At 52.4% G+C, this 14788-nt stretch carries 13 protein-coding genes; 11 read left to right on the plus strand and 2 right to left on the minus strand.

Annotation, left to right across the window (positions count from 1 at the left end; genetic code table 11):
- The first annotated feature begins 324 nt into the window (after positions 1-324).
- The 3 genes from ISF27_RS07180 (at position 325) to ISF27_RS07190 (ending at position 4186) form a co-directional block, all read left to right on the plus strand.
- A complete protein-coding gene (locus tag ISF27_RS07180) occupies positions 325-1752 on the plus strand; it encodes an amino acid permease (protein WP_194610617.1) in 1428 nt (475 codons plus the stop codon).
- Positions 1749-3059, plus strand: coding sequence for a M18 family aminopeptidase (locus tag ISF27_RS07185; protein WP_194610619.1), 1311 nt, complete (start codon positions 1749-1751; stop codon positions 3057-3059). The genes ISF27_RS07180 and ISF27_RS07185 overlap by 4 nt, the downstream gene beginning before the upstream one ends.
- A 272-nt stretch (positions 3060-3331) precedes the next feature.
- Positions 3332-4186 carry an aminotransferase class IV gene (locus tag ISF27_RS07190; protein WP_194610621.1) on the plus strand — a complete coding sequence of 285 codons (855 nt, stop codon included), beginning with the start codon at positions 3332-3334 and terminating at the stop codon, positions 4184-4186.
- 175 nt (positions 4187-4361) lie between these two features.
- On the opposite strand, the gene ISF27_RS07195 is transcribed toward ISF27_RS07190, so the two are convergent.
- On the minus strand, positions 4362-5234 hold the full coding sequence (locus ISF27_RS07195) for an FKBP-type peptidyl-prolyl cis-trans isomerase (RefSeq protein WP_194610623.1): 873 nt from the start codon (positions 5232-5234) through the stop codon (positions 4362-4364).
- A gap of 223 nt (positions 5235-5457) precedes the next feature.
- Positions 5458-5970, minus strand: a complete 513-nt coding sequence (locus tag ISF27_RS07200; protein WP_194610625.1) for a nitroreductase family protein — start codon at positions 5968-5970, stop codon at positions 5458-5460.
- A gap of 308 nt (positions 5971-6278) precedes the next feature.
- Here ISF27_RS07200 and ISF27_RS07205 point away from each other — a divergent pair, with 308 nt between their 5' ends.
- The 8 genes from ISF27_RS07205 (at position 6279) to ISF27_RS07240 (ending at position 14628) form a co-directional block, all read left to right on the plus strand.
- Positions 6279-7358 carry a LacI family DNA-binding transcriptional regulator gene (locus ISF27_RS07205; protein ID WP_194610627.1) on the plus strand — a complete coding sequence of 360 codons (1080 nt, stop codon included), beginning with the start codon at positions 6279-6281 and terminating at the stop codon, positions 7356-7358.
- Positions 7359-7695: 337 nt separating this feature from the next.
- Positions 7696-8781, plus strand: coding sequence for a TRAP transporter substrate-binding protein DctP (gene dctP / locus ISF27_RS07210; protein WP_194610629.1), 1086 nt, complete (start codon positions 7696-7698; stop codon positions 8779-8781).
- A gap of 135 nt (positions 8782-8916) precedes the next feature.
- Positions 8917-9408 carry a TRAP transporter small permease gene (locus tag ISF27_RS07215; RefSeq protein WP_194610631.1) on the plus strand — a complete coding sequence of 164 codons (492 nt, stop codon included), beginning with the start codon at positions 8917-8919 and terminating at the stop codon, positions 9406-9408.
- Entirely contained in the window at positions 9348-10700 is a 1353-nt protein-coding gene (locus ISF27_RS07220) for a TRAP transporter large permease (protein ID WP_194610633.1), read from the plus strand. Before ISF27_RS07215 ends, ISF27_RS07220 begins: the two co-directional genes overlap by 61 nt.
- Before the next feature lie 26 nt (positions 10701-10726).
- Positions 10727-11647, plus strand: coding sequence for a CehA/McbA family metallohydrolase (locus ISF27_RS07225; protein ID WP_194610635.1), 921 nt, complete (start codon positions 10727-10729; stop codon positions 11645-11647).
- 13 nt (positions 11648-11660) lie between these two features.
- Positions 11661-12914 carry a sn-glycerol-1-phosphate dehydrogenase gene (locus tag ISF27_RS07230; RefSeq protein WP_194610637.1) on the plus strand — a complete coding sequence of 418 codons (1254 nt, stop codon included), beginning with the start codon at positions 11661-11663 and terminating at the stop codon, positions 12912-12914.
- Between the two features lie 334 nt (positions 12915-13248).
- Positions 13249-13617: a RidA family protein gene (locus ISF27_RS07235; protein WP_194610639.1), complete on the plus strand. Its 369-nt coding sequence runs from the start codon at positions 13249-13251 to the stop codon at positions 13615-13617.
- Between the two features lie 132 nt (positions 13618-13749).
- On the plus strand, positions 13750-14628 hold the full coding sequence (locus tag ISF27_RS07240; protein ID WP_194610640.1) for an MmcQ/YjbR family DNA-binding protein: 879 nt from the start codon (positions 13750-13752) through the stop codon (positions 14626-14628).
- Positions 14629-14788: the final 160 nt, after the last annotated feature.

Below are 14788 nucleotides of genomic sequence, written 5' to 3' on the forward strand. Positions count from 1 at the left end.
TTCTGCAATGGCTGGAACCCGCATATTTCCTTACTTTTTTAGAGTCCAAAGTTGAAATGGAACTTTTAGTGGAACTCAGTTGAAGAGTTCACACTATATTATTTCTGTGCAGATTTTCAGATAGACATAACCATAAGTTATCAAAAATAGCACTCAGGAATATAGAAAAATGTCCGAAAAACGGCAGAAATACGGGCGGCCGCACTCCCCGGGATGACGCCGGACGCCCGGTAATGCGCGGATTTTCTGGGTTTTGCGAGGTTTGACAATTGTGTAACCTTATGAGAAAGTAAATTATATTCTGAATATAAGGAGACACGGAAAATGAACAACTCGCAGAACAAAATCAAGTGGTATATGCTCTCGTTCATGTGTTTCTCAACCCTTTGGGGGTTTGGAAATGTCTTAAACGGGTTTATATACTTCAACGGGACACAGGTGATCTTCTCCTGGATCCTGATGTTCGTGCTGTACTTTGTACCGTACGCGCTGATGGTGGGAGAACTCGGATCCGCATTCAAGAATTCCGGCGGCGGCGTCAGCTCGTGGATCTATGAGACGACCGGTGCAAAAGCGGCGTACTATGCGGGCTGGACCTACTGGGCGTGCCACGTGACGTACATCGCGTCGAAGGGCTCCGGCGGCCTGAAGGCGCTCAGCTGGATGGTGTTCCAGAATGCCGAGACATATAAGTCCTTTAACACAAAAGCGGTCCAGCTGGTCACCTTTGCCGTCCTGCTGTTCTTCTGCTGGGTTGCCAGCCGCGGCCTGAACCCGCTGAAAAAGCTGGCGACGTTAGCCGGAAGCAGTATGTTCGTGATGAGTATCCTGTACATCCTGATGATGTTCGCGGCTCCGGCAATCAACCCGGGCGGCGGTTATCTGTCCGTTGATTTCAGCTTGAAGAATCTGATCCCGACCTTCGACTGGAAGTATTTCAGCAGCCTGTCCATCCTCGTCTTTGCCGTCGGCGGCTGCGAGAAGATTTCCCCGTATGTCAACAAGGTGGAGGATCCGGCCAAGGGGTTCCCGAGGAGCATGATCTTCGCGGCGGTCATGGTGATCGTCTGCGCGATCTTCGGCACCATCGCCATGGGCATGATGTTCGATATCAACGAGGTCAATGCGAATTTCGACGGTTACAATGCCAACGGTTCCTACTGGGCATTCCAGAGGCTGGGCCAGTATTACGGTGTCGGCAATGTCCTGATGATTATCTATGCGGCCTGCAACGCGATCGGCCAGTTTTCCACGCTGGTTGTCAGCATCGACGCGCCGCTTCGGATGCTGCTGGACAATGAGGACGCGCGCCAGTTCATCCCGGCCAAACTGCTGAAGAAGAACAAGTACGGCGCTTATATCAACGGAATCTGGATGGTGGTTATCCTTTCCGGCTCCATTATCCTCGCGCAGATCCTTGTTCCGAACGCCGATACCGTGCTGCGCCAGCTGACCCAGCTGAATTCGGTTACCATGCCGATGCGTTACCTGTGGGTGTTCTTCGCCTACATCATGCTCCGCAGGCAGTCTGGAAAATTCGCGCGTGACTATCAGTTTGTCAAGAATAACGGGGTCGCCCTGTTCTTTGGCGTGTGGTGCTTTTTCCTGACGGGTGCCTGCTGCATCCTGGGCATGTACAAGAAAGGCGATATGTACACGACGCTGCTGAATGTGATTACTCCGCTTGTCCTGATTGCGCTGGGCCTTATCCTGCCGGCGATAAAGAAGAGAGAGGGAAAGATAGCATCATGAGTGAAGCAAAGGAATTACTGGAGTTTATCGCGCACAGCCCGAGCATGTTTCATTCTGTCGAGACGATCCGGGGCATGCTGGACCAGGCAGGATTTACCTTCCTGCCCGAGGCGGCGCACTGGGCGGTGAAGCCGGGCGGAGATTACTATACGGTCCGCAATCATTCCAGTATCATTGCGTTCCGCGTCGGGGATGAGCTCACAGATTATCATTTCCAGATGTGCGCCTCCCACAGCGATTCGCCGACCTACAAGATCAAGAGTGTGCCGGAGCTGAACGGCCCGGGCGAATATCTCCGCCTGGATGTGGAAGCGTATGGCGGCATGATTGACAATACCTGGTTTGACCGTCCGCTGACAGTGGCCGGCAGGGTTCTTGTCCGGGAAGGAGATGGCGTCCGCGCAAGACTCCTGTATATTGACAGGGATCTGCTGCTGATTCCCAATGTCGCGATTCATTTTAACCGGGAGGTCAATAACGGGTACAAATATAACCGCCAGGTTGACCTGTGCCCGCTGTTCTCCGCGGGAGAACTGAAAAAGGGTGCTTTCGACGCGATGATTGCCGGCGAACTTGGCGTCCGGGCGGAGGACATTCTCGGCAGGGACCTGTTCCTGGTCAACCGTGAGCGGGGGACGGTCTGGGGGTATGCCGGGGAGTTCATTTCCAGCCCGAAGCTGGATGACCTGGAGTGCGCGTATGTCTCCCTGAAGGCCTTTCTCGCGGCAAAGAACAGCAGGACCGTCAATGTGTACTGCTGCTTTGACAATGAGGAAGTGGGTTCCAACACAAAACAGGGGGCGATGTCCACCTTCCTGCAGGATGTGCTTCACCGCATCAATCATAGCCTGGGGAAAACCCCCGAGGATTACTACCAGGCGGTCGCCGGTTCCTTCCTGGTCAGCTGCGACAATGCGCACGCTGTCCATCCGAACCACGCGGAGAAGACCGACGCGGTCAACTGCACCTGGATGAACAAGGGGGTTGTCGTCAAGGAAGCCGCAAATCAGAAATACACGACCGACGCGTTCAGCCGGGCGGTATTTACCAATCTCTGCAGGGAAGCCGGAGTGCCGGTGCAGGCCTTCGCGAACCGCAGCGACAGCGCGGGCGGATCCACCCTGGGCAATCTGTCCAATACCCAGGTCAGTGTCCATGCGGTGGATATCGGCCTTCCGCAGCTGGCCATGCATTCCAGCTATGAGACCGCGGGAGTAAAGGATATCGGCTACGCGATCGAGGCCCTGACAAAATTCTATCAGACGACCCTGCAGATCGAGGGTGCGGAGCGCGCACGGTTTGCTTGATTGCAAAAAATCTCTATCTGTTCAGCAGATACCAATATCGTAATGATCCCGGCAGCTGCGCGGTCAAAAGACTGCGTGGCTGCCGGTTGGGTTATCAGAGCACTTAAAGAGCGCGAGCCCGCGGGCGAAGCGCGAGTCTAGTGCGGGCTATGCAAATTTGCTTAGTGAGGACAAGCGAAAGCGCTGTCCGAACTTAGTAAATTTGCTTATCTTTGCCGGTATGGTAAAATAAAGATATCACTTCAGGAGATTTCAGGGGGAGGAAGAGGAAAATGAAGACGCTGGGGTATTATAACGGCAGATATGGTGAGCTGGATGAGATGACGGTCCCGATGAACGACCGTGTTCACTGGTTCGGCGACGGCGTGTATGACGCGGGGCCGAGCCGGAATTATCACATTTTCGCGATTGACGAGCACATTGACCGATTTTTCAACAGTGCGGCGCTGGCGGGCATCAAGATGCCGGTGACGAAGGCGGAACTCCGGGATCTGCTGAATCATCTGGTCAAAAAGGTGGATACCGGAGACCTGTTTGTGTATTACCAGGTGACGCGCGGCGGTTATGAGAGCCGGAATCATACGTATGACGAGAGTGTCCCCGGCAATCTGTGGGTTATGCTCAAGCCGTCCGGGTTCAACGACGGGACAAAGCCGGTCAAGCTGGTCACGGAGGAGGACAAAAGGTTCTTTCTCTGCAATATCAAGACGCTGAACCTGCTTCCTTCCGTCCTTGCCTCCCAGCACGCGAAGCGGGAAGGCGCGCAGGAAGTGATTTTCTGGCGCAGGACGCCGCTCGGGCGGAGAGTGACGGAATGCGCGCACAGCAATTGCCATATTATCCGGAATCATGTGCTGTACACAGCGCCGGCGGATGAGCTGATCCTGCCGGGAATCGCGCGGGCGCATCTCATCCGGATGTGCAAAAAGCTCGGCTATGCGGTGAGCGAGACGCCGTATTATCTGGATGACCTTCTGGAGGCGGACGAAGTGCTGGTGACGAGCTCCAGCAACCTGTGTCTCAGGGCGGAGGCGGTTGACGGGAAAACGGTTGGCGGCCGTGCGTCGGAGATGTATGAGGAACTCCGGGAACACCTGATCCAGGAATTTATGGACGCGACAAAATAAACTTCGCCCCGGTGCGGGGATAGACGGACGTGTGGAAAAATCCCATTTTCTCACACGTCCATTTTGTGCGCCGCCTGGCGCAAAAAAAGCTCTGCCGCGGCATTGAAAAAATACTGCGGCAGGGCTTTTTGGTGGGCGACGATCTGGTGGTATGAAAACCATCCGAAAGATGGGATCAGAGAATCTCAACCAGTTCAATCTTGAAATTGAGCTCTTTTCCGGCCATCTCATGATTGGCGTCGAGTGTGATATGTTCCTCATCACGGGCAGTGACGCGAACTGGGAAAACCTGGCCGTTGTCGGCGTGGAGATGAACGCGCTGGCCGATTTGCAGATTTTCGGATCCCGGAAGATCGCGGATCGCGAAGGTGAGCACAGCGTTCGGATCAAGCGCGCCGTAGGCTTCCTCTGGCATGAGATGGATCTGGCGGGTTTCTCCCGGATCCATTTCCGCGACCGCCTGGTCAAATCCGCGGATCATCTGTCCGACGCCGCAGATGAATTCCAGCGGCTCGCCGCGGTCGTAGGAGGAATCGAAGACGGAGCCGTCGTTGAACGTGCCTTCATAGTGGACGCGGACAGTCTTGCCAACATTTTTGCCGTCCATGATCGGTTCTGCGTTTTCCCAGCCGCCGCAGCCGCCACCGCCGCAGCCACCGCCGCAGCCGCTCTCACCGCAGCAGCCACCGCAACCACTCTCGCCGCAGCCATCTTCTTCCTCGTGGTTGCAGTTGGCTGCGGAATCGGTCAGTTTCCCGCGGACATAAGCTGCCACTGCGTCATCAGCGCTGCCCTCAACGCCGGTAAGGACGGAGATCCCGGCATTATCGAGCGCGGCCTTTGCGCCGTCGCCGAGCCCGCCGCAGATGACCAGGCTAACGCCATTATTGGCGAGCAGGTCTGCCAGCGCTTCATGGCTGATGCCGCCGGTGCTGATCACTTCGCCTGGAACAATCTGTCCGTCGTGAACGGTGTAATATTTGAAGTGCTCCGCGCGTCCGAAATGTGGATATACGTTTCCGCTGTCATAAGGGATAGCGATTTTCATTTTTTTTAATTCCTTTCCTTAGATACAGTATTTGCCAGGGCCAAGGAGCGGCCTACAGAACATCATAAGGGGTACTGGGGTGACCGTCAAGGATGGAATCCCTGGAGAATGCAGGCAGGGATCGGACAAAGAAGGCCGAAATCCGGAAGACGCGCGTCCTGGGCCGGGCGGAGAAGGATGAAAAGCGGGAGCAGCGGGGTTTGAACGCGGCGGCTCCGGCGGATCAGAGAAATTCCGCGATCTCGCTGACGGCTTTCCGGTCTCCGTGCAGACGTGAGGGGTGTGCCTCGGGAAGCGCATAGCCTACCGGAAAAATGGCGATCAGGTCGTATCCTTCCATTCCCGGGAAATTTTTTTTCAGGATTTTCGGATCAAACCAGCCGACCCAGGTACTGTGCAGGCCGAGACTCTCTGCGGCAAACATGATATGCGTGCCGATGATTGCCGCGTCGATGTCCGCAAAGTTTCTGCCGTCGGATTCACGGACCCATCCTTGTTCCGGGTTCGCACCGACGACAAAGAACAACCCAGCACCGAACGTACAGGTCGTCGCCTCGCGAAGTTTCTGGATATTTGCCGGATCCGAGATCACCCAGATTTTTTCCGGCTGCTTGTTGTGCGCTGTTGGGGCAGCCTGCGCCGCCTCCAGAATCTGCTGAATTTTTTCCTGTTCTACCGGCTTGTCCGAGAGTTTCCGGCAGGAATATCTTTCTTTTGCTAATTGAAGAAAATCCATAATGCTAACCTCCGATGTCTTGCTGGATTTGCGGCAGCGGGTAATGCTGCCGGGAGCGAAGATTGGGCATATTCTACCGCAAGCGAGAGGAGGAATCAAGCTTTGCGGATGAAGTCCTTTCATCAAAGCCCATGAGACAGGGTATCATTACATACACTATGATGGATGATTGCTGGAGGGTTACGATCTATCCTATAGGGGTATGATGCAAGCTTTTTTTTGTCTTTCTGGAAAAATTTTCGTCTGCGCCGTAAAATAGAAAAAGAACTGTAGCCGGAAAGTCCAATTAGGATGGGAAGCTGATGAAGATGAGTAAAAGAAAAGTCACGGCCAAGGATGTGGCAGCCTGCGCCGGAGTTTCAGAGACCACGGTTTCTATGATATTAAATGGGAAAGGAGAGCATAAATTTCCCGAGAAGACCTGCAGGAAGGTGCTGATTGCCTGTGAAAAGCTGGGATATCTGCACAAAATCAGGACTCATGAGGAAATAGACAAAAAGCTGATTGCGGCGATCACGCCGACAATGGCGAATATGTACTATGTCCAGATGCTTGAGGAAATGCAGAACAGAGCATCAGAACTGGGGTATTCGCTGCTCTCGTTCAATACTTTCCGCAAGACCTCACAGGAAATACAGATCCTGGATATGTGCAGCCAGATTCCGATTGCCGGGCTCCTGTTTTTATATCCGCCGGAAAATAAGACATTATTTCAGCAATTCAATTGGACAAAACCGATTATCCGGATTAATGATAAGAATATTGGAAATGATTCCGACGTCTTTGAACTGGATGGGTTTCAAATCGGGCGGATTATCGGGGAGTATCTGTTCAAGCTTGCTCATAAGCGTGTCGCGCTGGTCAGCTCGACCTTCGATACAAATCAGGTTACCAGGATACGAAGGCTGGAGGGGATACGTGCAGTCTATCAGGAACACGGCTGCGATCCCGAAGGCAGTGTGCTTGCATGTTCTCCGGAACAGGAGTTGAAACACCTCAAGGAGATTCCGAAGGAATATGATCTGGGTTATCTGATCGCGAAGGGACTGCTTGAGCGGCATGAGGCGGTGACTGCCTTTGTCGGGGTGAATGACATGATTGCCATCGGCATTATGGATGCCATCCTGGATGCCGGATATCGTATTCCCGAGGATTACTCTGTGTGTGGCTGTGATAATACCTGTGTCACCAAGTATAGAGGAATCTCCCTGACCTCGGTGGAGAGCTACTCAAAGCTTACCGGCAGGGAAGCTGTCGATATGCTGGTCAGAAAGATTGATGGAGACCGTGGAGACTTGAAGCCGGAAGAAAACCCAAACGGAATCACGAAAATTGAGTACTTTCCCAGGCTGATCATACGGAAGACGACAGGCCCATGCCCCAAGTAGGGGAGATCAGGACAAGGAAAACGCGGCGGAAAAACAGACAAATTTTCTGCCGCGTTTTTGTGTAAAAAGGAGAATTTGAAATTTCTCGGGATCTTCGGAAGTAAATAATGAGAAACTTTAGTAAAATATTTACTTAACTTTTGCAGGGAAAATCGGCCGGATTTCAGGAAATATAAAATAATCAGTAAAGAATTTACCAATTTCCAAACGATATATAGATAATGCACAAAAATAAATTATAATTGCGAGATTATTTAGGCATGTTTATAATAAATGTAAAGAAATATCATTCAGGGCGTGAATGAACATCATGAATGTGCAAAAAAAGGAGGAGTGTATGAAAAAACAAATTGCTCTAGCTATGGCCGGTGTGCTGTCCGTCTGTCTCTGCGCATGTGGTTCTTCGGGTTCGGGAAAGACAGCAGGGAGCAGCGCGGCGGCCTCCCAGGCGGCAGAGACAAGCGCTGCGGCGGAATCAGAGAAGTCCGGAACCGGTACCGGGACGGGAGAACCCATTACGATTAACATTTCCCACTCGTACACGGAGATGGATCAGGTCAGCGTGGAGTTAAACACCGCGAAGAAGAATATCGAGGAACGCACCAATGGTGCGGTGACCGTTAACCTGTATCCCAATAACACATTTGGCAACTTGGTGGATGGCGTGGAAGCGGTTATGTCAAATTCACCGCTGATGCTGATGGCGTCCTACAGCCAGTGGGAAGATATTTATTATGATGCGAGCGCACTGCAGTGCGGGTTTGTCTTTAATGACGGCCAGGAGTTTCTGGACGTGATGGAATCCGACCTGTTCAAAAAGCTTGTTTCCGACATGGATGAAAAGAATATCCATGCGCTCAATGCCGCATTTGTCGGCGGCATGCGTCATGTCATCGGAAAGAAGCCGTACAGGAATCCGGAAGAAATCAAGGGACTGAAGATCCGGGTGCCGAATTCGACAACCTATCTGGAGTGTTTTAAAGCTATGGGAGCCAGCCCGATGGGAATGGCTGCTTCGGAGCAGATGAGCGCACTTTCTTCGGGTGTGATCGATGCCCTGGATCAGTCAATCAGCCTGATGTACTCGACAAAGAGCTATGAGATGGTCAATCAGGTAACGCTTCTCTCCCAGCAGCCGCTGGCAGATGCCCTGTTCTGCTCGACAACTTGGTGGAATTCAATTCCGGAAGAGTATCGGGAGATTATCGAGGATGAGCTGCATCAGGCCGGACTCCGCTATAACAAGTATTCTACGGAAAATGAAGGAAAGATGCGCGAAGAGATGGAGAAGGCGGGCGTCGTATTCAACGATGGCGACAGACAGGCGTTTATTGATAACGGTTGCGGCGATCTTGTCCTCAAGTATGGTATCGGACAGGAACTTCTGGATACGTTAGCGGATATCCGCGCAAAGAAAAAGTAACAGGGTAAGGGAAAATTTATTTTCCGAGCAATGAGTTGGCTGAGGAGCGTCATCATTTGGCAATAACCAACGGATGATGCTCCTCATCCATTCGAAAGCGGAACAAGATCTTCAGATATTGGCGGTGAGGCAGGAATGAAAAGAATCATTGACTTTTTTGAAAGCGGAAAATTTGAGGAACTGCTCGGCAGCCTGGCGATCATTATTGTTATTGTCCCGGTCACGATAAATGTTGTCAAGAGAACATTTTTTGGCTCGTATTCTGTAACGCTGGAAGCAATCGCCCTGCTCGCGTATGTATGGATCGGCTATGGGTTCTTTGGCTATCTCTGCAAAAAGGATGCTCACGTTGATGTGAAATTCATTGTTCAGAAAGCTTCGCCCGGAGCAAGAAAGGTTCTGGATTTCCTGCGGGAAGTGATCATCCTGGCGATTGCGGCATACTTGTTTTACTGGGGATGCAAATTGTTCCGCACCAATATCAACCGATATGCCACGGGAACAAAAATTCCTCTTGCGGTAGGCTATGCCAGCATTGTATTTGGCTATGGAACGGCGGTGATCCGGTGTCTGTTCTCGATCGTTCGCCGGTTATTTCACAAAAAACAGGGAGGTGGGGAACAATGAGCGGAATAACCGTCTGGCTGCCCTTGATTTTGGTCATGATTCTTCTGGCGCTGAGAATCCCTGTGTCCATGGCCTTCCTGTCAGGCGCGGTCTTTTATTTCGGGTTTATTGCGACAGAAATGCCGCTGAACATGATTCTGTCGAAAATGGTTTCCTCGGGGATGAATATGAATCTGATGGCGATCCCGTTTTTTATCACGGTCGGCCTTCTGATGAATTACACCGGCATCACATCCCGCATGATGAATTTTGCGGATATCTGTGTTGGCCATATGTGGGGAGGCCTGGCGCAGGTGAATGTTTTGCTGTCTACCCTGATGGGAGGACTGTGCGGGTCGTCGAATGCGGATGCGGCGATGGAATGTAAGATGCTCGTTCCGGAAATGGAAAAGAGAGGATTTAACAGAGGGTTTTCGGCTGCTGTTACAGCTTCGTCCGCGTTGATTTCCCCGATGATCCCGCCGGGGGTCATGCTTATCCTGTATGCGTCAATCACGGAAAATTCTGTGTTGGATATGTTCATGGCAGGTTATCTCCCGGGAATCCTGATGTGCATTTCCCTGATGATTGCCGTCTCCTATGTGTCGCACAGGGATGGCTACAGGCCCACCCGGACGAAAAGAGCTTCATTCAAAGAAGTTCTGCGAGGCTTAGCCGAGTGCTTTTGGGCACTTCTCATGATTTTGGCGTTGATCATCGGCCTTCGCACCGGGTTTTTCACCGCTACGGAAGGCGGCGCCGTTCTGTGCGTACTGTGCCTGATTGTCGGCATGCTTATTTATCGAGAACTCCATTGGCAGGATCTGGTCAAGGTTTTGAAGGAAGCTTTTGTTTCCGTGGCAAATATCTTCGGGATTATTATCTCGGCGACGGTGTTTGGCCTGTACCTGACCTATGCGCAGGTTCCGCAGCAGATTACCAGTTTGATTCTCGGGATGAATGTTGGCAGAATAGGATTTCTCATTGTCGTGAATATCATCCTGTTGATCATGGGGATGTTTGTTGACAGCTCTGCGGTGTTGATGATTGCGGTACCACTCTTATATCCGGTGGCCATGCAGCTGCAGATTAACCCGATCCATTTTGGGATTGTCTGCATCCTGAACCTTTCCATCGGGGCGCTGACCCCGCCCTTTGGCGCGGTTATGTATCAATGTTGCAATCTGTGCGGTATAGAGATGCCGGAATTTTTAAAGCAGGGAAAAGAATTGTTGGCTGCCCTGATGGTTTCCCTGATTCTGGTGACGTTTATTCCGGGAATTTCGACATTGCTTCCGACCGTATTTGGTTGATGACAGCAGGAAAGGGATAACAGCTTATGCGAACATCATATTTTCCAAAAAATGGCGTTTGGCTTAAGGGGAATACGCATGGCCATTCCACGGTGTCGGATGGCAGGTTCACGCCGGAAGAGCTAGTCCGGGGGTATCGGGAGAGAGGGTATAGTTTCCTGGCCCTCACGGATCACAATGTGCTTGCCGCCCATGACGATTTGAGCGACGAGAAGTTTATTCTCCTGACAGGACTGGAACACGATATTGAGTACAGCGCTGGCAAATGCACCCATGTGACCGGCTTGTCCGCCGCGGAAAAGACAGCAACCAATTACCTTTGCCGCAGGTATTCCTCCCGGGAAAAATCTGATCAGCAGCTGATCCATATGATGTGTGGAGATGGCCAATTTGTTTCCTTGGCCCATCCGGTATGGTCCAGAATGTCATGGGAAGAGATCCTGAGTCTTGAGGGTTATCAGGGATTTGAGGTTTACAATAACGGCACAGAACATCTCTGCCATGGAGGAAATGCCGAAGTTCTCTGGGATATGCTGCTGCGCGCAGGAAAGAAAGTATTTGCTATGGCAGTGGATGACCAGCACGTAGCTGAGGATTTATATGGCGGATGGATCTGGCTGAAGGCCGCGGAGAGAAGCAAGCAGGCGATTCTTGATGCCTTGTGGGCAGGCTCGTTCTACGCGTCCAATGGACCGGATATCGTCGATTTTGCGCTGGATGCTGAAACCGGCGAGGTCTATGTTACCTGCTCGCCGTGCCGGGAGATTCATTTTGTGACATATGAACCCAGGGGAAAGAGTATATTCGCTAAAGAAGGGGAAACCATAACAGAAGCCTCCTTCCATCTCCGGGGAACGGAATCTTATATCCGTGTTGTGTGTGTGGATCAGGAGGGACATTCTGCCTGGTCGAATCCGATTTTCTTCGATGAGCGGGCGGAAAAATAGGAGGGGAGAAAGTATGCGGATAGAAAGCCAGAAGTTCAATGGCGTGTGCGAATGCGGAGAGAATCATAAGATGACCACACGCGCGGCGATTATTGAGTCCCATGCCAGTGCGAATGTCAGGGATTATCTTCGTGAGTTTGGTTTCGAAGGTTCATTTGCGGCAATTTACGATGAAAACACTTATCAGGCGAAAGCGCTGAATCATCCGGATGCTTCACTGGAGATTGTATTGCCTCCGGAGAACCTGCATGCCAACGAAAGGGCAACAGATTTCGTATTATCTAAGTTGAAGGGGCATACTGTGCGTTATCTGGTGGCTGTCGGATCAGGGACAATTCATGATACCACACGCTATTGCGCCCATAAGTTAGGGATCCCTTTTGTTTCTATGCCAACCGCTGCGAGCGTTGATGGATTTTGCTCTACGGTTTCTGCGATGACATGGAGAGGTTGTAAGAAGACTATGCCGGGAGTGGCTCCCGATCTTGTCATTGCGGATACCTCCGTGATCAAAGAAGCACCGCTTCGCTTAAATCTGTCCGGAATCGGGGATATTCTCGGGAAATACTCGGCGCTTGCGGATTGGCAGATAGCCTCTGCTGTGACAGGAGAACACTTTTGCAGCCGCATTCATGAATTGACAATGAAGGCGGTACAGACGGTTTATGAATGCTGCGACCAGGTGGTTAGCCGGGAGGAAGGAGCGTGTGCACAGCTGATTTACGCCCTGCTGCTTTCGGGGCTGGCCATGCAGATGATGGGAAATTCCAGGCCGGCGAGCGGTGCGGAACATCACATCTCCCATACGATCGAGATGGAACCGCCTGCTATCGGTGTTCATTCCGATGGTTTACATGGAGAAAAGGTTGGAGTCGGAGAAATTATGATATCTCAATGGTATCATAAGCTCGTTTCCATTCACGACATTGAGAATCATGTTCAGGAGTATCGTTTCTGGACAGAAGAAGAACTCCGGGAATTCTGGGGAGATTCCCTTTATGAGGGTATTGCTGCTGAAAATGATAGTGATGCTATGGCTGGGGTATCTCCTGAAGATTTAATCCATGCCTGGCCTGAAATTCGGAAGATAGTAAACAGTATTCCGACACCGGAAGATCTGGAAAAGCTGTATACGAGATTGGGGATGAAAAAAACACTGGAAGATTTACAGGTGCCTGAGGATAAAGCCGATCAGATCTTATATTTCTCACCCAGTGTACGGAAAAGAACAACCTTTAATCGGATTAGCCGAATGATCAAATTGTAATAAGCGTTACTTTGAGACTTTTTTTGCCGGCAGGAATCTTGTTACGGATTCCTGCCGACTTTTCGCCCTTCTGCCACGGCGAGGTTTTTCAGTCATGGGCGGCCAGCACTGAGCCGAGGATGGTAAACAAAGCCCTTCGGTCGAACAGGCACGATAATCTTATCGCCATTCCTGAAAAATATTTTCCGGTGTGGCAATTTTTCGCCCGGCGTTGTATAGTTTTAGACAGAACGGGCGGGACCTGAACTTCGCGGGATAGCCGATTTTTCTTCTCAGAAGGGCAGGGGATTGTCCGGCAGCATAAGAATAGTACAGCACAGAAAGGAAGACAGACATGAAAGTGATCGCAACAGAAAAGGCGCCGGGAGCTATCGGCCCCTATTCCCAGGGATATATTGTCAACGGACTGGTCTTTGTTTCCGGACAGACGCCGCTCAATCCGGAGACCGGAAAGGTTCCGGAGGGGATCGCGGCCCAGGCGGAGCAGAGCTGCCGTAATGTCGGCGCTATCCTTGAGGCCGGCGGAGTGGATTTCTCCAAGGTCTGCAAGACGACCTGCTTCCTCGCGGATATGAAGGACTTCAAGGCATTCAATGAGGTTTACGCGAAGTTCTTTACGTCTAAGCCGGCCCGCTCCTGCGTCGCCGTGCGGGAACTTCCGATGGGCATTCTTTGCGAGATCGAGGCAATCGCTGAGGCATAATCTGTATCTGCCGGAGAGGATGGGAAAGATATCCTGCCAGCAGGGATGCACACCGTGTGCCGTCGGGGAGGGCGCGGAAGAGGTTCCGCTGTCCGTCCGGCGGCGTTTTTCCATTAGGAAGGGGAAATGCGCTTGGGCAGAATAAGTGAGAGCAGCGCGGATACGGTTCGGCGGCAGATTTTTGCGTATGCGCAGAAGAAATATCATACCGTACCGGATTATCCCTGGCGCAGGTTTCCCTCGTACGCAGCGCTCCGCCATGAGGGCAGTAAAACGATGTATGCGCTGCTTATGCGGGTGCCGCCGGGGAAGCTGGCCGTTTCTGCCGGCGGAGCGGAGGCGCAGGGATTTTCTGCCGGCAGTGCGGAAACTCCGGGAGGGCCGCGTTCCCGGGGCGGGAGGGCGATTCCTCTGGATGCCTCGGGCCGGGCGGAGGTTCTCTGCCTCAAGATTTCCGATGCCGTGATGCACGACATCCTCCTGCGCGAGGAGGGGATCTTTCCGGCCTATCATCTTCCGCCGGGCAGCTGGATTTCCGTACTTCCGGAGATCGTGCCTTTCGCGCGGGTGACGGAGCTGATTGACCAGAGCTTTGCCGACACGGAAAAGCACCGGAAGCGGGAAATCCGGGGGCAGAGGGAATGGCTGATCCCGGCGAGCGTCAGCTACTGCGATCCCCGCCATTTTTTCGATGAATCGGACACCGTGCAGTGGACGCAGAGCAGCAATGTCCTCCCCGGAGATATCGTCTATATTTATGCCGGCGTCCCGATCGGCGCCCTGCTCTACCGCTGCCGGGCGGTGGAGACAGATCTGCCGGCGGAAGGCGTGCTCCGCAGGAATTTCCGAAGCAGCCGGGTCATGGTGCTCCGCTGTGAGGCGGTGCTGGAGGAGACGGCATTTCCCAGGGAGAGGCTGAAAAATGAGTTCGGCATCTATTCTGTCCGCGGGCCGCGGTATGTGCCGAACAGCCTGCGTGAGGCGCTGAACCGCTATCTCGGCGGGGCCTGATGGGATCCGCACGTTCTCTGCCTGTGTCGTGGCGTCGCCGTTTATTGAATTTGCGGCGTCGATGGTTCCGCACGTTCCCGGCCCGGGTCCGGGTGCCCGCGGCATTTTACAGAACTTTTACCTGGCAAAAAGCTGTCCGGAGCAGGGATTCCAGTGTATA

Origin of the sequence: Clostridium vitabionis (genome assembly GCF_015351765.1) — a bacterium.
GTDB classification, from domain to species: domain Bacteria; phylum Bacillota; class Clostridia; order Lachnospirales; family Lachnospiraceae; genus Clostridium_R; species Clostridium_R vitabionis.